Source organism: Photobacterium sp. GB-56 (genome assembly GCF_003026105.1).
In the GTDB taxonomy this organism is placed as follows: domain Bacteria; phylum Pseudomonadota; class Gammaproteobacteria; order Enterobacterales; family Vibrionaceae; genus Photobacterium.
This window is the reverse complement of sequence record NZ_PYNW01000009.1, coordinates 116,667-139,856: the sequence shown is the minus strand read 5'-3', so window position 1 is coordinate 139,856 and position 23,190 is coordinate 116,667. Positions and strand designations below refer to the sequence as shown.

The 23,190-nt window shown below is 42.2% G+C and carries 11 protein-coding genes; 5 read left to right on the top strand and 6 right to left on the bottom strand.

Features of this window, described 5'->3' with window-relative positions:
- Window positions 1–5: 5 nt before the first annotated feature.
- From gltB (C9J42_RS13715) to gltB (C9J42_RS13705), 3 genes are all read right to left on the bottom strand, one after another.
- On the bottom strand, window positions 6–4,469 hold the full coding sequence (gene gltB, locus C9J42_RS13715) for a glutamate synthase large subunit (RefSeq protein ID WP_107208583.1): 4,464 nt from the start codon (window positions 4,467–4,469) through the stop codon (window positions 6–8).
- A gap of 385 nt (window positions 4,470–4,854) precedes the next feature.
- A complete protein-coding gene (locus tag C9J42_RS13710; RefSeq protein ID WP_045083715.1) occupies window positions 4,855–6,321 on the bottom strand; it encodes a glutamate synthase subunit beta in 1,467 nt (488 codons plus the stop codon).
- Window positions 6,314–10,867: a glutamate synthase large subunit gene (gene gltB / locus C9J42_RS13705; protein WP_107290876.1), complete on the bottom strand. Its 4,554-nt coding sequence runs from the start codon at window positions 10,865–10,867 to the stop codon at window positions 6,314–6,316. Before gltB (C9J42_RS13705) ends, C9J42_RS13710 begins: the two co-directional genes overlap by 8 nt.
- A 647-nt stretch (window positions 10,868–11,514) precedes the next feature.
- On the opposite strand from gltB (C9J42_RS13705), the gene C9J42_RS13700 reads away from it, so the two are divergent.
- Together C9J42_RS13700 and arcB are read left to right on the top strand one after the other, a co-directional pair.
- Window positions 11,515–12,453 carry a TIGR01212 family radical SAM protein gene (locus C9J42_RS13700; protein WP_107290875.1) on the top strand — a complete coding sequence of 313 codons (939 nt, stop codon included), beginning with the start codon at window positions 11,515–11,517 and terminating at the stop codon, window positions 12,451–12,453.
- A 150-nt stretch (window positions 12,454–12,603) separates the two neighbouring features.
- The gene (arcB, locus tag C9J42_RS13695; protein WP_107290874.1) at window positions 12,604–14,973 is read left to right on the top strand and encodes an aerobic respiration two-component sensor histidine kinase ArcB; all 2,370 of its coding nucleotides are present in this window, start codon (window positions 12,604–12,606) and stop codon (window positions 14,971–14,973) included.
- A 71-nt stretch (window positions 14,974–15,044) separates the two neighbouring features.
- Here the strand turns inward: arcB and arcA are convergent, their stop codons facing one another.
- Entirely contained in the window at window positions 15,045–15,764 is a 720-nt protein-coding gene (gene arcA / locus C9J42_RS13690; protein ID WP_107208579.1) for a two-component system response regulator ArcA, read from the bottom strand.
- Between the two features lie 713 nt (window positions 15,765–16,477).
- Between arcA and C9J42_RS13685 the strand changes: the two genes are divergently transcribed.
- Window positions 16,478–16,975 (top strand): putative 4-hydroxy-4-methyl-2-oxoglutarate aldolase, encoded by a 498-nt coding sequence (locus C9J42_RS13685; protein WP_107207324.1) that lies wholly within the window; start codon window positions 16,478–16,480, stop codon window positions 16,973–16,975.
- Window positions 16,976–16,989: 14 nt separating this feature from the next.
- On the opposite strand, the gene C9J42_RS13680 is transcribed toward C9J42_RS13685, so the two are convergent.
- Window positions 16,990–17,457 carry a hypothetical protein gene (locus tag C9J42_RS13680; RefSeq protein ID WP_107260534.1) on the bottom strand — a complete coding sequence of 156 codons (468 nt, stop codon included), beginning with the start codon at window positions 17,455–17,457 and terminating at the stop codon, window positions 16,990–16,992.
- 171 nt (window positions 17,458–17,628) lie between these two features.
- Window positions 17,629–19,347 carry a bifunctional isocitrate dehydrogenase kinase/phosphatase gene (gene aceK, locus C9J42_RS13675; protein ID WP_107207240.1) on the bottom strand — a complete coding sequence of 573 codons (1,719 nt, stop codon included), beginning with the start codon at window positions 19,345–19,347 and terminating at the stop codon, window positions 17,629–17,631.
- A 424-nt stretch (window positions 19,348–19,771) separates the two neighbouring features.
- On the opposite strand from aceK, the gene thrA reads away from it, so the two are divergent.
- Both thrA and thrB read left to right on the top strand, forming a co-directional pair.
- Window positions 19,772–22,231 carry a bifunctional aspartate kinase/homoserine dehydrogenase I gene (gene thrA, locus C9J42_RS13670; protein ID WP_107302083.1) on the top strand — a complete coding sequence of 820 codons (2,460 nt, stop codon included), beginning with the start codon at window positions 19,772–19,774 and terminating at the stop codon, window positions 22,229–22,231.
- Between the two features lies 1 nt (window position 22,232).
- Entirely contained in the window at window positions 22,233–23,189 is a 957-nt protein-coding gene (gene thrB, locus C9J42_RS13665) for a homoserine kinase (protein WP_107302082.1), read from the top strand.
- Window position 23,190 lies beyond the last annotated feature (1 nt).

The following is a 23,190-nucleotide window of genomic DNA, read 5'->3' as shown; positions in this document are numbered from 1 at the left end:
CTCCCTTATTGCGCCTGAAGACGTAGTTCAGAAGCTGAACGACTTTGGTGACCCAGCAGGGTATTAATGTCTGCTGACTTCGGCTTCGCAAGATAGAATTTCGGGATCCATTGATCAAAGTTCGCCAAAATTTCTTGTGCTCGACTTGAACCTGTTTCTTGTAGGTGGCGGTCGATTAAACCACGTAAATGTTCTTGGTGGATTTGTAGCTCGTCAAGAGGTAATGCTTCAACTAGTTCAGGGTTCACGCGTCCTGCGAAATCGCCATCTTCATCAAGAATATAAGCAAAACCGCCCGTCATACCGGCGCCAAAGTTAACGCCTGTTTTACCTAAAATAGCAACGATACCGCCAGTCATATATTCACATGCGTTATCACCAGCACCTTCTACAACGGTAATGGTGCCTGAGTTACGCACAGCAAAACGCTCACCCGCTTTACCTGCGGCAAATAACTTACCGCCCGTTGCGCCATACAAACAAGTATTACCAATGATGGTCGCTTCACTTGATTTAAATGCAGAACCTTGTGGTGGACGAATAGTAATGATGCCGCCCGTCATGCCTTTACCCACATAGTCGTTTGCATCACCTGTTAATTTCAGGTTTAGACCGCCTGCATTCCACACCCCGAAAGACTGACCCGCAGTACCGGTTAAGTGCAGTGTTACTGGACTTGCAGACATACCTTGGTTGCCATAACGCTGGGCGATTTCACCAGATAGACGTGCGCCAATAGAGCGGTCGGTGTTACAGATGTCAAAGTAGAAATCACCACCGCTACGACTTTCAATCGCAGGTAAGATTTGATCGACTAAAGTCTGGCTTAGCTCTGCGTTATCAAATGGTGTGTTAGGCTCGCTGCAGTACAGTGTTTTACCTTCTTTCGGTGTTGGGGCAACCAAAATAGGGCTTAAATCAAGCTTGGCTTGTTTCGCTGTAAAGCCTTCCAATGTTTCAAGAAGGTCAGTACGACCAATCAGGTCAGTGAGCTTTTCTACACCTAATTGCGCTAATAGTTCACGTACTTCTTGGCCAACACCGATGAAGTAATTCATGACTTGTTCAGGCAAGCCTTTAAAGAAATCACGACGCAGTTTTTCATCTTGAGTCGCGACACCTGTCGCACAGTTATTAAGGTGACAAATACGCAGGTATTTACAACCTAGAGCAACCATTGGTGCGGTACCAAAACCGAAGCTTTCTGCACCTAAAATTGCCGCTTTTACAACATCAAGGCCGGTTTTCAAACCACCATCGACTTGCAGACGGATTTTGTGACGTAAGCCATTACTCACGAGTGCCTGTTGAGTTTCTGCAAGACCAAGCTCCCATGGGCTACCGGCATATTTCACCGATGTTAGTGGACTTGCACCGGTCCCGCCGTCATAACCTGAAATGGTGATCAAATCAGCATAGGCTTTAGCCACACCTGTTGCGATGGTGCCAACCCCAGGCTCAGATACCAGTTTGACCGATACCATGGCACTTGGGTTAACTTGTTTTAAATCGAAGATCAGCTGAGCTAAATCTTCAATCGAATAAATATCATGGTGAGGTGGTGGTGAGATCAGGGTAACACCCGGTACCGCATAACGCAGTTTTGCGATTTCGGTTGTCACTTTATGGCCGGGTAGTTGACCACCTTCCCCCGGTTTAGCTCCTTGTGCTACTTTGATCTGAATAACATCCGCATTCACAAGATAGTGTGGAGTCACGCCAAATCGACCTGAAGCCACCTGTTTAATCCGTGAGTTTCGTTCGTTACCAAAACGACGAGGATCTTCACCGCCTTCACCGGAGTTTGAACAACCGCCTAAACGGTTCATGGCGATAGCTAATGCTTCGTGCGCTTCTGGGCTTAATGCACCAATCGACATTGCGGCTGAGTCAAAACGCTTATAAAGCTCAGTCGCAGCTTCAACCTGTTCAACCGGAATCGATGTTGTGCCATCTTTTAGCTTAAACAAGTCACGAATAGCAGCTACTGGGCGCTCATTCACTTCTTTAGCAAAGGCTAAGTAATCTTGATAATCGCCTGATTTCACCGCTTTTTGTAGTGTGCCGACAACATCAGGGTTATAAGCATGGAATTCACCACCGTGAACGTATTTCAGTAAACCGCCATGTTCAATCGGTTTACGTTTCAACCATGCTTTACGCGATAAGTTAAAGAGATCTTGTTGGAAGTCACTAAAGTCAGCGCCTGCAATACGGCTCGAAACACCTTTAAAGCAAAGCTCAACGACTTCATCACTTAAACCGACAGCTTCAAATAGCATTGAGCAGCGGTATGAAGCAATGGTCGAGATCCCCATCTTCGACATGATCTTAAATAGACCTTTATTCATGCCGTTTTGGTAATTACTCATCACTTCACGGTAAGACTTATTAATTGCCCCCGCATCGATCAACTTACCTAGTGATTCATAAGCAAGGTAAGGGTAGATAGCGGTAGCACCAAAGCCGAGAAGGACGGCAAATTGGTGAGGATCGCGAGCGGTTGCTGTTTCAACCACGATGTTAGTGTCACAACGTAGGTTATTATCAACCAAACGTTTTTGCACCGCACCCACAGCCATTGCAGCAGGAATTGGCAATTTATCTTTATTGATCCCGCGATCTGATAAAACAACCAGTACAGCACCATCTTTTACGACACGTTCAGCTTCATCGCATAGATCTATTAGTGCTTGTTTGAGATCTTTTTCATTTGGATTGTAGTTAATATCAATAATGCTGTTGGCATAATATTGATCATCTAACTCAAGTAATTGAACAAGATCAGAATACACTAACACTGGCGATCCAAACGCCACACGTTGTGCATGGCTATCGGTTTCACAGAACACGTTAATTTCGCGACCAATACAGGTAGCGAGTGACATGACATGCTTTTCACGCAGTGGATCGATAGGTGGGTTAGTGACCTGTGCAAACATTTGACGGAAGTAATCGGTGATCGGTCGTTCTTTTGAGGATAATACCGCCATTGGCGCATCATCACCCATAGAGCCTGTGGCTTCTTGGCCATTTTCACCTACAACACGTAGTACTTGATCTAGCTCTTCACTGCTTACCCCAAATTGCTTGTGATAAACCGACAGTTCGTCATCAGTGAGCGATCGGCAACCTACTTGCTCATCGCCTAATTGTTCAAAGGGGGTTAAGCGTTTAACGTGACTATCCATCCATGCTTTATAAGGATGACGTCCCATTAGCTCGTTATCGATATCTGATGAATGCCAAATTTTGCCAAACTTTGTATCAATAACTAATAATTCACCGGGACCAACACGCCCTTTTTCAGCGACCTCATCTGGGGTGTAATCCCAAATGCCGACTTCAGACGCTAGGGTGATCAATTTATCTTTGGTGATCACATAACGGGCTGGACGAAGGCCATTTCGGTCAAGGTTACAAGCAGCATAACGTCCATCAGACATTACGATACCAGCGGGGCCATCCCATGGTTCCATGTGCATCGAGTTAAAATCGTAAAAAGCACGCAGTGCTGGATCCATATCAGGGTGGTTTTGCCAAGCTGGTGGAACAAGCATGCGCATGGCACGGAATAGATCCATACCACCAGATAAAAATAGCTCTAGCATGTTATCAAGGCTAGAGGAATCAGAGCCTGTTTCGTTAACAAATGGTGCAGCTGTTTTTAAATCTGGCAGCAATGGGGAGCTAAATTTATAGCCTCGTGCTCGTGCCCATTGGCGGTTACCTGTGATGGTATTGATTTCACCATTATGGGCTAGATAGCGGAAAGGCTGAGCCAACGGCCAGCGTGGCTGAGTATTGGTTGAGAAACGCTGGTGGAATAGACAAATCGACGATTCTAATCGAATGTCACCTAAATCTAAGTAGAATTTAGGTAGATCCGATGGCATGAATAAGCCTTTGTAGACAATCACTTGAGTTGAAAGGCTACAAATGTAGAAATCACTATCTTCGGTAATACGCTTTTCAATGCGACGACGAGCAATGTAGAGGCGGCGATCAATATCGCGAGGCTTCCAACCTGCAGGGGCATTGATAAAGACTTGCTCAATATTAGGTAGGGATTCTTGAGCAATAGGCCCGAGAACGGCAGGATTTACAGGCACTTCACGCCAACCTACTACCGATAATGTTTCTGTTGCCAGCTCTTCATTAATAATAGTTCGAGCTTGCTCGGCAAGTACCGGATCTTGGCTTAAGAAAATTTGTCCTACGGCAAATTCACGGGATAGGTTCCAGCCTTTTTCATCAGCAATGATACGGTAGAAATTATCTGGTTTTTTAATCAATAGACCACAGCCATCACCTGTTTTACCGTCAGCGGCGATACCACCACGGTGAGTCATGCGATCTAGTGCGGATATAGCGGTACGAACAAGTTTGTGGCTAGTTTGGCCTTCGATATGGGCAATCAGACCAAACCCACAGTTATCTTTTTCCAGTGATGGGTTATACAGTGACATTGCAACTCTCCCTTGCACCTGTTTGTCATAAACAGGTTTACTGCATCAATATGATAATCATCCTGATCATCAGTATGCTTCCTGCGATTCATCAAAGTACCCATAATTTACAAAAAGGTCAAATAGACATAACAACTAGCGCTAAATATTATGATGTATCTTAAAATAGTAATAACATCTTAAAGTTCAATTAAATATAGTGAGTAGCAAGTGTTTATCCTGATTGGAAGGGCGTAATTAAAGTCTTAATATTAATAATTAAGTATAGGTTTTCAGGGATGTGTGGGGAAATGTTGAGGCTAACATTGAATATTGAGAGTTATAACAGTAAAAAAGCCAGCTCATTTGAGCTGGCTTTGCATTAAAGATTAACTTTACGTAGAAGTTAAGAAAGCATTAATGAATCAGCTTTTGCTTCAAGGTTTGTATTACCCATAAGGTAAGCGTCAACTGCACGAGCAGACTCTCGACCTTCGTTAATACAACGTACAACCAATGATTGACCTGTACGCATATCACCTGCTGCAAATACACCGGCTTGGTTAGTCGCGAAATCTTCAGTTGCAACATTACCACGCTCATCTAATGCGATATCAAGTTGAGCGAGAACGCCTGTTGGTTCTGGGTGTAAGAAGCCCATCGCTAAGAAAGCAAGATCACAGGCAATCACACGCTCTGAACCTTCAACTTCATCAAACCCTGGGCGCTCACCTGGTTTTGCTTCTTGCCAAACGATATCAGCAATACGTAAGCCTTTCACATTACCGTTATCATCAGAGATAAACTCTTTGGTTAAGATGTTCCAGTAACGATCACAACCTTCTTCATGTGACGTTGATGTTTTCATGATCATTGGGTATGACGGCCATGGCTGATTAGCTGGACGCTTTTCAGGTGGAACAGGCATGATCTCAACTTGAGTAATACTTGCAGCGCCGTGACGATTTGATGTACCCACACAGTCAGAACCTGTATCACCGCCACCAATAACCACTACATGTTTACCTTTGGCATGGATTTCTTCGGTTTTTAAATCCATATCGTTGGCACGACGGTTATTTTGCGCAAGAAATTCCATCGCAAAGTGTACGCCATTTAGTTCACGACCTGGGATTGGCAGGTTACGAGGAACGGTTGAGCCGCCTGTAAGTAATACGACATCAAAGTCTTGGCGTAATTGCTTAGCATTGATATCGACACCAATGTGCGCATTAACTTCAAATTTAACGCCAGCTTCTGCCATTAGGTTGATCTTACGATCTATGATATCCATACCTAGCTTAAAGTCAGGAATACCAAAGCGAAGTAGACCACCGACTTTTTCATCACGCTCAAACACTGTCACGGTGTGACCAGCGCTGTTTAGCTGCTCTGCTGCTGATAAGCCCGCAGGGCCTGAACCGATAATTGCAATGGTTTTACCGGTTCGAGAACGTGGTGTTTTAGGCTTGGCATAACCTTCACGATAAGCTGTTTCAACAATCGTTTTCTCGATATTACAAATCGTGATGGGATCTTGGTTGATACCTAACACACAGCCACTTTCACAAGGGGCAGGACACACACGACCAGTAAATTCTGGGAAATTATTCGTTGAACTTAGGATGTTCCACGCTTCTTCCCAGCTATCGCGGTAAACCGCATCATTAAATTCAGGAATAATATTCCCAATTGGACAAGAGTTATGGCAGAACGGTACACCACAATCCATGCAGCGTGATGACTGTTCATTGATCTTGTCACCAAATTCATCGTTTAAAACGAATTCTTTGTTATCTTGAATACGAACACTCGGGTCCAATTTTTTTGGCAATTCACGGCCAAATTCTAAAAATCCTGTTGGCTTACCCATTGATTGCCTCCAACGCTTCCTTGTCTTGAGCTTCAGCTTCAGCTTTACGCTTTAGTAATACGGCTTTGTAATCCCTTGGCATAACTTTCACCATCTTCTTCAAGTTATCTTCGAAGTTAGATAGGAAAAGCTCTGCAACCGTACTACCTGTTAATGCAACATGTTTAGTTAGCATGTTCAGTAGCAGTGCTTGATCTTCTTTTTCGATTGGATCTAAATCGACTAACTCAGGGTTTAATTTGGTTTCAAAGTCATCGAACTGATCCCAAACATAAGCAACGCCACCACTCATACCCGCAGCAAAGTTACGACCTGTTTGACCAAGGATAACGGCAACACCACCAGTCATGTACTCACAACCGTGGTCCCCGACACCTTCAACCACAACTTGAGCGCCTGAGTTACGAACACAGAAACGCTCGCCAGCAAGACCGCGAATGTAAGATTCACCAGAGGTTGCACCGTAGAAACACACGTTACCCACAACGATGTTATCTTCAGCAACAATGTCTGATTTCGCATCAGGGTAAAGTACTAATGTACCGCCTGATAGGCCTTTACCCCAGTAATCGTTAGCATCGCCTTCAACTTCAAATTTCACGCCTTTAGCAAGGAATGCACCGAAGCTTTGACCTGCTGAACCAAAGAACTTCACGTTCATCGGCTGTGGTAAGCCGCTGTCTTTGTATACTTTCGAAATTTCATTCGACAGCATAGTACCTGCACTTCGATCGGTATTGATGATAGGCAACTCAGCATTCACTGCTTTACCTTCCGTCAGTGCTGGCTGTGCAAGTTCAATCAATTGACGGTCTAGTACGTTATCCAAACCATGATCTTGAGGACGTTGGTTGTAAATACCATCTTCAGCACGTGGCTTTTCAACGTAAAGTACAGGGCTAAGATCGAGGTTCTTGTATTTCCAGTGACTGACATTATCACGGACTTTCAGCTTGTGAGATTGCCCTACCATTTCTTCAATAGTGCGGAAGCCAAGCTCTGCCATTACTTCACGTAAACCTTCTGCCATGTATTGGAAGAAAGTCACAACGTCTTCTACGCGACCATCAAAGCGTTCACGTAATGTTTTGTTCTGTGTTGCGATACCAACAGGACAAGTATTCTTGTGACACTTACGCATCATGATACAGCCTTCAACAACCAGTGCAGCTGTTGCTACGCCCCATTCTTCAGCACCCAGAAGAGTGGCGATAGCAAGGTCACGTGGTGTTTTCATCTGACCATCAGACTGAACAACGATACGGTTACGTAAACCATTCTTCAGTAGCGTCTGGTGCGTTTCTGCTAGACCTAATTCCCACGGTAGACCTGTGTGGCGAATAGATGACATTGGTGATGCACCTGTACCGCCATCAAAACCTGCAATAAGAACAACATCGGCTTTGGCTTTAGCAACGCCTGATGCAATCGTACCTACACCGGCTTCTGATACCAGTTTAACGTTGACACGACCTGCGCGGTTAGCATTTTTCAAATCGTAGATCAGCTGGGCTAAATCTTCGATTGAGTAAATATCATGGTGAGGCGGTGGAGAAATTAAGCCAACCCCTGGTGTTGAGTGGCGTGTTGCGCCAATCCAGTCATCGACTTTATCACCTGGAAGCTGACCACCTTCACCGGGTTTTGCACCTTGAGCCATTTTGATTTGCAGCTCATCAGCGTTAGTTAGGTAGTAAGAGGTGACACCAAAACGACCTGATGCCACCTGCTTGATAGCAGAACGTTCCCAATCACCGTTATCTTTCTTCTCAAAGCGAATTGGATCTTCACCACCTTCACCTGAGTTAGATTTTGCACCGATGCGGTTCATCGCAACAGCCAGTGTTGAGTGCGCTTCGTAAGAAATCGAACCAAAGCTCATTGCACCTGTCGCAAAGCGCTTAAGGATATTCTCAATTGGCTCAACTTCCTCAAGTGGGATAGAGCCTGCAGGGTTTTTGATGAAATCAAGTTGGCTACGCAGTGTTGCAGCGTTATCACCTTGATCATCAACCGCTTTCGCATATTGCTTAAATTGCGCGTAATCTTTTTCACGGGTTGATTGTTGCAGTAGTGAAATGGTTTCAGGGTTAAACAAGTGTTTCTCACCACGTTGCTTCCACTGATATACACCACCAACATCAAGTACTTGTACTGGGATTTCACGAGTAGGGTAACCAACACGATGACGGACTAAGACTTCTTGCGCGATATCATCAATCGTTAGACCTTGAATACGCGTTACAGTACCGGTGAAGTACTTATCAACCACAGATTTACTGATACCAAGCGCTTCAAAAATTTGTGCGCCGTGGTATGACTGTAGCGTTGAAATACCCATCTTAGAGAAGATTTTAAGCAGACCACCGTTAACCCCTTTACGGTAGTTATCAAATAGAGTGTCTGTCGGTAATTCAGGATCCAGTTTACGCTTGCGTTGTAAATCAACCAGTGTTTCAGTGACTAGATATGGGTTAACTGCGTTAGCACCGTAACCAACTAGGGTTGCAAAATGGTGGGTTTCACGTGCATCACCGGTTTCAACTACGATGTCACACTTCGCACGAAGACCTTTGCGGATCAGGTGGTGGTGAACCGCACCAACAGCCAGCATTGCAGGAATAGCCGCATGGTTAGAATTAACTGCACGGTCAGTTAGAATGATGATTGAATAACCATCAACGACTGCATCTTCTGAATACTGACAAATACGTTTAAGTGCACGTTCTAGCTTGCCTGGTTCGCCACTTGCATTAAAGACAATATCCAATGTTTTCGATTGAAGATGTTCATTATCAATCTCACGGATTTTCTCAAGTTCAGCATTAGAAAGAACAGGAGATTCAAGTTCAACTTTTTGGCAATGCGCAGGTGTTTCAGCTAGCAGGTTTTGATCCTTACCGAGGTAAGTATTCAATGACATAACCATACGCTCACGAATTGGATCGATTGGCGGGTTAGTCACCTGTGCAAATAGCTGTTTAAAGTAGTTTGATAAATGCTGGGATTGATGAGAAAGCACGGCTAGCGGCCAATCTGCACCCATCGCGCTTAATGGCTCATAACCTGTTTTTGCCAGTGGAACAATAATGTCATTCACTTCTTCTGAGCTCACACCAAACGCTTGTTGATGATGCAGTAAGCGCTCAGGTGTTGGCTGATGATGCATATTATCAGCTTCAGGAAGCGTCTTTAGGCTTAATAGATTGTCTTTAACCCATTGCTCATACGGTTGTGCTGTCGCAATGCTGTCTTTTACTTCTTCATCAGAAATAATACGACCTTGCTCTAGATCAGCAACGAAGATACGACCCGGTTGTAGACGACCACGGAATTGGACGTTTTCAGGCTCAATTTCAACCACGCCTGATTCAGATGCCATCACAAGGAAGTCATCTTTAGTCACAGTATAACGTGATGGACGTAGGCCGTTACGGTCCAGTGTTGCACCTACTTGAACACCATCGGTGAAACAAACAGAGGCTGGGCCATCCCATGGTTCCATGATATTGGCGTGGTACTGGTAGAAAGCACGACGCTTAGGATCCATGTTTTTGTTTTCTTGCCACGCTTCAGGGATAAGCATCATTAAAGCGTGTGGCAAACTACGACCAGAAAGCACAAGTAACTCTAGTGCCATATCGAAGTTAGATGAATCTGAGCTACCTTCCTGACAAATCGGCAGTAGCATATCGATTTCTTGCTGACTAAATAAATCAGACTCAAGAATCGCTTCACGGGCTTTCATCCAGTTCAAGTTACCACGAACGGTATTGATTTCACCGTTGTGAGCAATGTAACGGAAAGGTTGTGCTAAGCGCCAACGTGGGAAGGTGTTGGTTGAGAAACGAGAGTGAACTAATGCAAGTGCGGTCACCATCGTTGGATTTTGTAGATCAAGGAAGTACTGAGGTACTTGCTCTGTAGTTAATTGGCCTTTGTAAACCAAAGTTTTGTATGACAGAGAGTTGATATAGAAGTCATCGCCAATGTTCGAAACACTTTCCAGACAAACACGTACAGTATAGTTACGTAAAACATAAAGTTTACGCTCTAGTACGGCTGGATCTAAGTTTGCGCCACCAGTGATGAAGACATGCTCAAATTGTGGTTCTGTGCTCAATGGATCTTCACCGATCATTGAGTTGTCAACTGGAAGTACACGGTAGCCGATCACTTCAAGATCAAGGCGTTTAGCGTTACGCTCTAAGATCTCACGACATTGCTGGCGTTTATGCTCATCTTTTGGAAATAGCACAACACCGACGCCATATTTATCGAAGGCGGGTAATTTAATACCGAGTGTCAGTGTTTCTTCTAATAAGAACTCGTGGGGCTTTTGCAGCAAAATGCCTGCACCATCACCACTGCATGGATCACAACCTTGACCGCCACGGTGCTCCATACGCGCTAGCATATCGAGAGCCTGAGTAACAATCTGGTGAGACTTACGGTTTTTTAGGTGGGCGACAAAGCCGATACCACAGGCATCGTGCTCCATTTCAGGCACATAAAGTCCCTGATCGTTCAGCTCTTGATCTGTCATAGATACATCCTTCCAGTTGCATCAAGCCATATTCCTAAGGCTTGGTTATCCCTAATTTATTGTCACAATCCTGCGGTATTGAAATGAACTATCCTGTTCTACCCAACATGATTGAGTGTCTGCACAAAGATAAAATCGTCCTGTATTGGCAAACTTAATTTTGTTGTTTCGTTTTGCTATGAACGAACACACTGTATTTCTTGAGAAAGGGCGACACAAATCACTTTACAGTAGGGTGATGGCATCGCTTTTATTGTTCAGAAATTGCACACAAGTGTAACTATCCTACAATTTTGATACATTAATTACCAATAAAAATTAACATTTAGCTATCATAATATTGCTGTTTTGTTGCATTGTTAAACATGAAAAAGGCTTTTTAACGACGATAATTATTCGCAATTGCGTTTAAATGCAAAAAACGTTTGGTGATCGATTGTTTACAAAAAGGCAACAATACGTAGTTAGGGAAACTTTTTTGTATTTTATTTACGATTAAGTGTCTTTTTTGTTGAGTAAAGGAAAGGGCTTTGTTTGTTGTAGCACAAATTTATTACTTGTAATTGATGCTATCTTGCGACTCTTTTTAATATTGCTCGCTATTCATCGCGGTGTTTACAGCTATTTATTTGCAATCAGGTAAAGCAATGCAACTGCACGAACTCGTTAATACATTTGGTCAAGACTTACAGCGCCGTTATGGTGAAAAAGTCCATAAGTTAACTTTGCATGGCGGTTTTAGCTGTCCTAATCGTGATGGAACGATTGGTCGGGGAGGGTGCACATTTTGTAATGTGGCCTCTTTTGCAGATGAAAAGACTCAGTTTTTACCTATTAAACAGCAATTAGCAGAGCGTGCCGATGAAATTCATCGTGCAAAACGTTATTTAGCTTATTTTCAGGCTTACACCAGTACTTATGCTGAAGTTCAAACGCTAAAGAAAATGTATGAAGAGGCGTTAAAAACGACGGATATTGTAGGGTTATGTGTGGGAACTCGACCTGATTGTGTGCCTGATGCGGTATTAGCACTACTGTCTGATTATGTACAACAAGGCTATGAGATTTGGTTAGAATTAGGTTTACAAACGGCAAATGAAAAGACATTAAAGCGGATTAACCGAGGTCATGATTTTGCATGTTATGCCGCTATCACTCAACGTGCACGGGCATTAGGGATCAAGGTTTGCACTCATTTAATTGTTGGGCTGCCAGGTGACACCAAACAAGATAACCTTGATACGATCAGTAAAGTGGTGGCGGTAGGCGTGGATGGGATAAAATTGCATCCACTACACATAGTTGAAGGCAGTAAAATGGGGCAAGCATATAAAGCCGAACGTTTAGACCCTATTAGCCTTGAAGAGTACACCAACATTGCGAGCGAAATGATCCGATTAACTCCTGCTGATGTGATTTATCATCGGGTTTCAGCCGCGGCACGTAGGCCAACCTTACTGGCACCAATGTGGTGTGAAAACCGCTGGTTAGCGATGACTGAAATTGGACGTAACTTAGATACTTATGGTGGGCAAGGGAGTCTAATTAATGACGCTTTTGTATATCAACGCCCACAATTAAAATAGAATACAAAACAAAGCCTACGTGATGTGGGCTTTTTTGTATGTGAAGGTTATAGTTTCAGCTTTTTATTCTGGCGCAATTGATATCAGCGCTTATGATTAACAAGCTTACACGTCGCTTTGACGGCATCTTTCTTCTTTTGGTATTCAGTGATGAAACAAGTCAAAATGTTAGCTCAGTTTTATGTCGATCTTCTGGTTAAATTAGGGATCGTTCGTTTTAGCCTACTCCTTGCATTAGCATTGGTTGCATTAGCCGTTGTTGTTCAAGTTAGTGTGACGTTAGTACTACATGGCACCGTGAATGATATTGATATCGTGCGATCGGTGACATTTGGTTTATTAATAACGCCTTGGGCTGTTTATTTTCTCTCTGTTGTCGTCGATCAGTTAGAAGACTCACGTCAACGCTTATCGAAGTTAGTCACTAAACTAGAAGAGATGCGCTCGCGAGACATGGAGTTAAATAAACAGCTTCAAAACAATATTGCGCAGTTAAATTTAGAAATAGAAGAAAGGGAAAAAGCGGAAGAAGCACGTGAAGAAGCGATGCATGATCTCGAAAATGAGGTTTATCAGCGAGAAAATGCCCAAGTAGCGGTGGCAGAGCAAAGTGCATTATTAAAGTCTTTCTTAGATGCGTCGCCTGATTTGATTTACTACCGTAATGAAAAAAACCAATTCTCAGGTTGTAATCGTGCAATGTCAGAGTTAGTGGGTAAAACAGAAAAAGAACTAGTGGGGTTAACACCCTGGGATGTTTACCCTGAAGAAGTCGCTAAAAGAATTATTAAAACAGACGAAGAGTTGTTTAACGAAAATAGTGCTATGACAGATGAGCAGTGGTTAGTTTATCCAAATGGTAAACGTGCGCTATTTGAACTTCGTAAAGTGCCATTCTATAACCGCAATGGACGTCGTCTTGGTCTAATGGGCTTTGGCCGTGATATTACCGAACGTAAAAAATATGAAGATGCGTTAGAAAAAGCCAGTAGCGACAAAACCTCATTTATTTCAACTATTAGCCATGAATTACGCACCCCACTCAATGGTATTGTTGGCTTAAGTCGTATGTTACTCGATACAGATCTTACTGATGAGCAGCGTGGTTACTTACGTACCGTACATGTTAGTGCGATCACCTTAGGAAATATATTTAATGATATTATTGATTTAGATAAATCCGATCGCCGTCGTTTAGAGTTGATGCCAAAACCATTGGATTTCAACGAGTTCATTGATGAAATGGGGAATATTTCTCAGTTAATGGCTGAGCAGAAAGGATTGCGTTTTGACCTAGAGTGCTTAACTGAACTGCCAAAAAATATTGAAGTCGACAGTACGCGATTGCGTCAAGTGTTGTGGAATCTTATCGGTAATGCGACCAAGTTTACTAAACAAGGTGGCGTGATTTTATCGGTTAGCAGTGAAATTCATGAGCACGATGCTGATGTTATCTTTGAAGTTGAAGATAGCGGTGTTGGTATTCCTAAATCTGAAATCGATAATATTTTTGCCATGTATTATCAAGTGAAACAAGGTGACGATAATATTCATGCTGTAGGAACAGGGATTGGACTTGCCGTTTCTCGCCAGCTCGTTCAGCTAATGGGGGGAGATATCACTGTTCATTCTGAAGTGGGTGAAGGTAGTACCTTTACGGTAAAAATTCGCGTTCCGCTAGTAGAAGATGTTATTGAAGAAGATATCGTGACTGAAGTAAAACCAGAGCTTACTGGTTTAAGTATCTTCATGGTGGAAGATATTGAGTTAAATATCACGGTCGCTAAATCCTTGCTTGAAAGTTTAGGTCATGAAGTCACTGTTGCAATGCGAGGTGATGAAGCCTTAGCGATGTTTAAACCAGAAGATTATGATTTGGTCTTGTTAGATATTCAATTACCAGACATGACAGGCTTTGATATTGCGCAGAAACTACGAGAAAAATACCAGGATTTGCCAGCATTGGTTGCTCTAACGGCTAATGTTATCAGTGATAAAAGCGAATACCTTGAAAAAGGGATGGATGAAGCGATTAGTAAGCCATTAAGCGTGAAAGCTATCACTAGCGTGATTGAAAACCTCGTTCTAAGTTGTAGTTATGAGGAAGATGAAATTAACGATTTAACCGATACTAACAGTGATGGAACAGGGCCTAGCGATAAAATGATCGACAAGTTGCTCGACTTGGAGATGTTGACCTCTTACGTTGATATTGTAGGGACTAAACCTGTTTATGCGAGCATCGAAATGTTTGAAAAAATGATGCCAGATTACATTGCGATTTTAGATTCGAATATGGTCGCGAAAGATCAAGATGGGATTAAGTTTGAAGCGCATAAAATTAAAGGTGCAGCAGGTTCTATCGGTTTAAAACACATTCAGCAAGTCGCACAAAAAGCACAGTCTCCTGAACTTCCTGCTTGGTGGGAAAACATTAATGACTGGGTTGATGAAATTAAAAATGGTTACCAAAACGATATTGATGTGCTGAAAACATGGTTAAAACAGTACGAGAAATAGAGTGATGGTATTGCATTTAAAATAAAAAAGGCTCCTTAGGAGCCTTTTTATTATGGTCTGAACTTCACGAATTACTCTTCGCCAAGATCACCACAGAAACGGTAACCTTCACCGTGAATTGTTGCAATGATCTCTGGTGTATCAGCAACAGATTCGAAGTGTTTACGGATACGACGAATAGTTACATCGACGGTACGGTCATGTGGCTTAAGCTCACGACCTGTCATCTTCTTAAGAAGATCTGCACGAGTTTGGATCTTGCCTGGGTTTTCACAGAAGTGAAGTAGGGCGCGGAATTCAGAACGTGGAAGCTTGAATTGATCACCGCTTGGGCTTACTAGTGAGCGACTGTTGATTTCAAGAGACCAACCGTTGAACTCGTAACGCTCAACCAATTTCTTATCTTCAGTAGGAAGACCTTGGTTCATAGCACGAGTCAATAAGTTACGTGCACGGATAGTAAGTTCACGAGGGTTGAAAGGTTTAGTGATGTAATCATCAGCACCAATTTCAAGACCTAGGATCTTATCAACTTCGTTGTCACGACCTGTTAAGAACATTAGTGCCATATCGCCTTGCTCACGAAGTTCACGAGCAAGTAGAAGACCATTTTTACCTGGTAGATTAATATCCATGATCACTAGGTGAACAGGATTGTCAGAAAGCATTTGGTGCATTTCTGCGCCATCGTTAGCTTCAAAAACTGTGTAACCTTCCGCTTCAAAAATACTTTTTAGGGTGTTACGTGTTACGTGCTCGTCTTCTACGATAAGAATGTGAGGGGTTTGCATTGGCAGTACCTAATATCAAAAAACAAATCTGCATGAACAGAGTAAGTTAAATTCTATAAAAAAAATTCACATATAGGCAAAGTATTAACAAGAATACTTATTTGTTACGAAATCGCTGCCTATGTTGGTACACCATCCTTTTCCCGATAATTAAAACTATCGGAATACCTCATATATTGAGGTGTTGGCTACACTCTCCCTAATTGATGCAGCGATTGTATTCACTTAACAGCTCTCTAACAATGTTGTGCGTTTGTTTAGTATAGCTATTTATATGTTTGTTGATTTATATCAAACAGAATGAGCAAAGATAGATTATTCACTCTTAGTTTTAACAATATCGTCGAAGCTATAGTGGGTTGATTACTTCCAAGTTAAATATTCATGAAAAACATACCGATTGTGTGTTTTTCAGGCTATAACTTACATTAACTACAACATGTTATTTACGTTATGTTTTTAATTGTAACATTGACGTCGTTATGTTGCATGTTTTATATGTGATGAATCTAAACCTGATTCGATATTAGATTGACGCTAAAAGTTGTTAATACGTCTTCTACATAGCTATTTTGTTTATAACATTACCTTGTTTCAAGTCGTGTTGATTTCTGCGTTTAACCATTAAGGGGTAGGTAACATTGTTAATTTACTTTTTGATGTTAGACAAGATGAGTATTGATGACGTTAACTGATACTAAGAAGAGTGAATGATGAAAGATTTACTACCGGATTTATGCGATCACTATGAACAAGATATCCATTTTTTGCCAATAGGATGTCATGATTATGGTGGGAAAAACATTTTTTACGGCCAATGTGTCACGCTCCGATGTTTTGAAGATAATAGCTTAGTACGTGACATATTATCTCAAGACGGCACTGGTAAAGTGTTATTTATTGACGGTCATGGTAGTTGTCGACGAGCGTTACTTGGTGATCAATTAGCATTGTTGGCGATTAAGAATCATTGGCAAGGGATCATTGTTAATGGTGCGGTTCGTGATATAGCAACATTAGCGACATTAAATTTAGGTGTAAAAGCATTAGGGGGATGTCCGATTAAGACAGTGAAGCGTCAAATGGGAGAGCTCAATGTGACATTAAATCTCAGTGAAAACCTAGTTTACCCTGGTGATTATATTTATGCCGATTTAAATGGAATTATCTTGTCTAAGCACGCGTTGGATTTATCTGTCTTAAGTGACTAATAGCTAACTTTTACTTAGAAGCTAAATCCTAATCCAAACTCAATGACTTGTTCGAGTTCTTCATAATCAACAGTCGCTCTAAGGTTTAGTTGATCTGATACATCATATTGACTACTGACCTCTATCCCTAACTTTGTATTCTCTTTAGTCGTTGCCGTATTTATTTCACTTTGTAGGCTGACTTTGGGCGTGAGATTATATTTAACACCTGATGCAATACCTCTAGACCCTCGCTGGGTTACTGTACCTGATGTTAATTGGGTACTTAAATAAAGTTGAGTATTTTTGGTAATGGTATAAGCGTATCCGCTGTCAATTTGCCAAACATCAAATGCTTGTTGATGACGTGATTGTGACGAGAGAAACCACCCTGATGATTGTTCTTTATTGCGATTATAAGTGGGTTCGAAGTCATCGAATTCAGAGGCAAATACAGGCTGAATCCCTAATAATACAATCATCCCTAATAATAATCTCGTCATACCATTATCTCTAATTATTATTTTATGTTACTAACTTTAGGGTATTGGTAGATAAAATGCATTTCAGATTTAAGAAATAGACACCCTGTTTTACATTATATGAGCCAGTACGCTTATTTTATGTAACTAGTGTTTTAATTATTACAATGTGATGATGTTTTTTGTTGATTGTTAATGCTGATGAAATCGATATTCAGATGGATAAGGGAACACATCGGGATAATTTTCCTCCGTAATATTCTGTTGTAGCTTTTGCCAATAGCTCGCTTCAAACAAATCACTATGTAGCTCGTCAAATAATGCGCGTACTTTGGGGTTTATTAATAAAAAGGTACGAAACTCTTCAGGAAAGACATCATTGATTCCTACGCTATACCAAGGCTCTGCCGCCAGTTCATCTTCTGGGTATCGAGGTGGTGGAATTTTACGAAAATTCATCTCTGTCATGTAGGTGATTTCGTCATAATCGTAAAACACTACACGCTTATGTCGAGTCACACCAAAGTTTTTAAATAGCATATCACCTGGAAAAATGTTGGCTGCGGCTAACTGCTTTATAGCGTTGCCGTATTCATTAATAGCAAAGCGTAGATCACCATCGTCTGCTTTTTCTATATAGAGGTTAAACGGCACCATGCGTCGCTCCATATATAAATGTTCAATCATAATCGTATCATCAGTTAGCGTAATGATAGAGGGAGCGATAGACTGTAGCTCTTGGATTAATGCTTCGCTAAAACGCTCTCGAGGAAAACAGAAATTACGATACTCCTGGGTATCCGCCATTCGACCAACACGATCATGTCCTTTTACTAGCTGATACTTTTCTTTGACAGTGTTGTGGCTTATATCTTTTTGAGGTGCAAATTTGTCTTTAATGATCTTAAAGACAAAATCATAAGATGGCAGAGTAAATACCGACATCACCATGCCTTTTATGCCGGGCGCTACGACAAATTTGTCATCAGTTGTCGCCAAATGGGCTAAGAATTCACGGTAAAGCTCTGTTTTTCCATGTTTTTGGCAGCCAATCGCAGTATAAAGTTCAGCAAGGGTTTTATTGGGAATTAACTGTGAAAGGAAACGAACTAATGCAGCTGGCGCAGGGGCATAAACCATAAAATATGAGCGTGCAAAACCAAAAATAATACTGACATCGTTAGCGTCACAAATACACGCATCAAGATAAATTTCATGACTACTGTCGTTTAAAATCGGAACGACAAAGGGACAGAAATCGCCATTAGAGAATGTGAGTTTTCCGATTAAATAGGCGGCTTTATTTCGATAAAAAGGCTCACGAATAAGCTCAAGCGTTGTATCTTGATCGAACTTATTACCCAGATCCCGTTGTAAGTGTTTAAGTAATAGTTGGATATCTCTCGATTTATCTTGCCAAGTTAACGTAAAGGGCGTGTCATCAAGTATTCTTTCAAACATCGCACTCAGTGTTGTTTTAACACGATAGTGGCGCGTTAGTGATGTTGGGTAAGGGGGAACACGATCTTCTTGTGAAGTATGAACAAACAATTTATCGCGATTAATATTTCGGTGTTTGAATATACGGCAATATACCGAATTGAAGAAGCTCTCAGCAATATCGTAACGAGGATAGTCTAAGAGTAAATCTTGGTAGGCCATTTTCACAGCCATTAAAAAATCATGATTGGCGTAACGTTCACCTAGCATAATTTGAATTTGGTTTGTGACTAATTCAACATGATGATCATAAAAGCTGATGCGCTTCTTTAAAGCATTATGAACAAGTCCCCAATGCTGTTTTTCAAAACGTTCTTGTGCTTCAGCTGTTACATCGAGAAAGCGGCCGTACATGGCATCAAAGCCTTGTAAGATGGTATGGGCAATTAATGATTCCATGGCAGCGCTCATTTGGTACTCCTCCCGATGCAATATATTCACGCCTAACTATGCAACGTAGTCCGCATGACTGCAAATAGAATAGTCGCTTTTGTTAATTAAAATGGCTGATAATTGATTCATTTTGCTGTCTATTGTGTTGTGCAATTGTAAAGATATTATTGACTCTAATGTATGATTGCTGTAAACGTAAGCTATTAGCAAAAAAGAATTTGTAGACCAATGAAGAATGTATTCAGCTCTCACGCCATTACACGCATTATTATTACCATTAACATCTTCGGTGTTGGTGCGGGCTGATATACGCAAGGATTAACAATAAGCCCGCAACTCATATTGAGCTGCGGGTTTTTTTTTAACGATTTTAAATTCACATATTTGAGTATATCTAGATGCGATAACTAGATAGATCAGGATAGTCACTCGGGAGTAGGGAATGCGAGTATTTAAATTTGGCGGTTCATCATTAGCCGATGCAGAGCGATTTTTAAGAGCAGCAGATATTATTGCGAGTAATGCTCAGCAAGGTGACGTTTCTGTTGTGCTATCAGCACCAGGGAAGGTAACAAATAAATTAGTTTCAGTGATTGATAACACCGTGAAAACCGGTGAATCATCGCTACAGTTGGCCGATCTCGAACAGGTATTTACTGAATTGTTTAGTGGCTTAAAAGCCTTAGAGCCTCAGTTTGATAAAGCCGCTTTAGATGTCAAGTTGGCGAGTTCCCTAGGACAACTAAAAGAGTATGTTCACGGTATTAAACTATTAGGTTTATGTCCTGATAATGTGTATGCGACGATCATCAGTAAAGGTGAACGTCTTTCTATTGCAGCGATGAAAGCTTTACTTGAAGCGAAAGGTCAGCCTGCAAGCCTTATCGATCCGGTTAAATATCTCTATGCTGAAGGTGATTACCTTGAGGCGCATGTCGATATTGAAATTTCAACGCAGAATTTCCGTCGTGATCCATTACCTGCCGGGCATGTTTGTATTATGCCGGGTTTTACCGCAGGTAACAGCAAAGGTGAGCTAGTAACACTGGGTCGTAATGGTTCTGATTATTCTGCTGCAGTGCTTGCTGCATGTCTACGTGCGGATTGTTGTGAAATTTGGACAGATGTTGATGGTGTCTATAGCTGTGATCCTCGTTTAGTCCCTGATGCACGCCTACTGAAATCTTTAAGTTATCAAGAAGCGATGGAATTATCTTATTTCGGTGCTTCTGTTCTTCACCCTAAAACTATCGCCCCTATCGCCCAATTTCAAATTCCATGCTTGATTAAAAATAGCTTTAGCCCACAAGCGCCAGGGACACTAATTGGTCAAGATACTGGTGAAGATCAATTAGCCATAAAAGGGATCACAACTCTAAAAGATCTTACGATGGTGAACGTGTCTGGCCCGGGTATGAAAGGGATGGTCGGTATGGCTGCTCGCGTATTTGGTGCGATGTCATCTGCTGGCGTATCGATTGTATTGATCACTCAATCATCATCTGAATACAGTATTAGTTTCTGTATTGAAACGGCAGATCATGTTCAAGCTGAAAAAGCGTTAAACGAAAGTTTTGAACTGGAATTAAAAGAAGGTCTGCTTGAGCCTGTTGAATTTTCAGATAACGTATCGATCGTAACTTTAGTTGGCGATGGTATGCGTACATCTCACGGCGTAGCATCGCGTTTCTTTACCTCTTTAGCGGAAGTGGATGTCAATATTGTTGCGATTGCGCAAGGATCATCTGAGCGTGCTATTTCAGCGGTTATTCCACAAAATAAAGTCCCAGAAGCTGTTAAAGCGTGTCATGAGAACTTGTTTAATAGCCAGCATTTCCTAGATGTTTTTGTGATTGGTGTTGGCGGTGTTGGTGGTGAGTTGATCGATCAGATCCAGCGTCAACAAAGTAAACTTGCCGATGACGGTATCGTGATTCGCGTCTGCGGAATGGCGAACAGCAAAGGGTTACTCCTGAGCCGTGATGGCTTTGACCTAGATAACTGGCGTGATCAAATGGGAGCGGTGAATGAGCCACTCAATCTTGCTCGTATGATCCAGCTAGTTCAGCGTAATCACATTATCAACCCTGTGATCATTGATTGTACGTCAGATCAAACCATTGCGGAGCAATATACTGATTACCTTGCTGCTGGCTTCCATGTTATTACACCGAATAAGAAAGCAAACACGGCTAGCATGGCTTATTACCAACAATTACGCCAAGCGGCACGTTTAAGCCGTCGTAAGTTTATGTATGACACTACGGTGGGTGCAGGTTTACCTGTTATTGAAAACTTGCAGAACCTATTAGCCGCAGGTGATGAACTACAGCGCTTCTCTGGCATTTTATCTGGCTCAATGTCATATATCTTCGGTAAATTGGATGAAGGCATGAGCTTTAGCGAAGCAACAACCGTTGCACGTAATAATGGCTTTACTGAGCCCGATCCTCGTGATGATTTATCAGGTATGGATGTGGCACGTAAGCTGTTGATCCTTGCCCGTGAGTCTGGTTTGGAGCTAGAGCTTTCAGACGTGGATGTTGAACAAGCACTACCACCAGGTTTTGATGCTTCAGGCTCTGTAGATGACTTCATGGCGCGTTTATCACAAGCGGATGCATATTTTACTCAATTAGCTCAAGAAGCGGCAAAAGAGGACAAAGTACTGCGTTATGTTGGTGAAATCGATAACGGCCATTGCTCGGTGAAAATTGTTGCGGTGAACCCTGATGATCCAATGTTTAAAATTAAAGATGGTGAGAATGCCTTAGCTTTCTACAGCCGTTACTACCAACCGATCCCACTGGTATTACGTGGTTACGGTGCGGGTACGGAAGTAACTGCAGCGGGTGTCTTTGCCGATTTAATGCGTACATTAGGCTGGAAGCGAGGGGTATAAGATGAGTGTTGTTGTTTATGCTCCGGCATCGATTGGTAATGTGAGTGTTGGTTTTGATGTTTTAGGCGCGGCAGTATCGCCAATTGATGGCACCTTATTGGGCGATCGAGTAAAAGTGGCTGCGGGTCAAACACCTTTTAGTTTGCAATGCGTTGGTGCCTTTGTTGATAAACTGCCGCAGCAGACAGAAGAGAATATTGTCTATCGTTGCTGGCAAGTATTTGCACGAGAGCTGGATAAAAAAGGGGTCACGTTACTCCCAGTTGATGTGACATTAGAAAAAAACATGCCGATTGGATCTGGCTTAGGTTCAAGTGCTTGTTCGATTGTTGCCGCATTAGATGCACTTAACCGTTTCCATGATCAACCGCTTAATGAAACAGAGCTATTAGCGCTCATGGGTGAGATGGAAGGCGAGATCTCAGGGAGTCTTCACTATGATAACGTCGCACCGTGCTTTCTTGGTGGACTGCAGTTCATGGTGGAAGAGCTTGGGATCATAAGCCAGAAAGTCCCTTGTTTTGATGATTGGTATTGGGTGATGGCTTACCCTGGGATTAAAGTTCCAACGGCTGAAGCGCGTGCAATTTTACCGGCACAATATCGTCGCCAAGATGTGATCACTCATGGTCGTCATTTAGGTGGTTTTATTCATGCCTGTCACTCAAACCAACCGCTGTTAGCTGCGAAGATGATCAAAGATGTCGTGGCTGAACCTTACCGTGAAAAGCTGTTACCTGGCTTTGCGCAAGCACGTCAGCATGCGTTAGATGCAGGGGCGATTGCGAGTGGTATTTCAGGCTCTGGACCAACCATGTTTAGTGTTTGCACCGATTTAGAGGTCGCTAAACGACTTGCACGTTGGCTCGAAGAACATTATGTTCAAAATGATGAAGGATTTGTTCATGTTTGTCGATTAGACAGCTTGGGCGCAAAAGTAACAGGAAGTGAGCTATAAC

Bases quoted from the DNA above. Each gene is read 5' to 3' on its own strand.
- C9J42_RS13710 (WP_045083715.1), bottom strand. From the start codon at position 6,321: ATGGGTAAGCCAACAGGATTTTTAGAATTTGGCCGTGAATTGCCAAAA.
- C9J42_RS13680 (WP_107260534.1), bottom strand. From the start codon at position 17,457: ATGACGAGATTATTATTAGGGATGATTGTATTATTAGGGATTCAGCCT.
- C9J42_RS13700 (WP_107290875.1), top strand. From the start codon at position 11,515: ATGCAACTGCACGAACTCGTTAATACATTTGGTCAAGACTTACAGCGC.
- C9J42_RS13685 (WP_107207324.1), top strand. From the start codon at position 16,478: ATGAAAGATTTACTACCGGATTTATGCGATCACTATGAACAAGATATC.
- arcB (WP_107290874.1), top strand. From the start codon at position 12,604: ATGAAACAAGTCAAAATGTTAGCTCAGTTTTATGTCGATCTTCTGGTT.
- aceK (WP_107207240.1), bottom strand. From the start codon at position 19,347: ATGAGCGCTGCCATGGAATCATTAATTGCCCATACCATCTTACAAGGC.
- gltB (WP_107208583.1), bottom strand. From the start codon at position 4,469: ATGTCACTGTATAACCCATCACTGGAAAAAGATAACTGTGGGTTTGGT.
- gltB (WP_107290876.1), bottom strand. From the start codon at position 10,867: ATGACAGATCAAGAGCTGAACGATCAGGGACTTTATGTGCCTGAAATG.
- thrA (WP_107302083.1), top strand. From the start codon at position 19,772: ATGCGAGTATTTAAATTTGGCGGTTCATCATTAGCCGATGCAGAGCGA.
- thrB (WP_107302082.1), top strand. From the start codon at position 22,233: ATGAGTGTTGTTGTTTATGCTCCGGCATCGATTGGTAATGTGAGTGTT.
- arcA (WP_107208579.1), bottom strand. From the start codon at position 15,764: ATGCAAACCCCTCACATTCTTATCGTAGAAGACGAGCACGTAACACGT.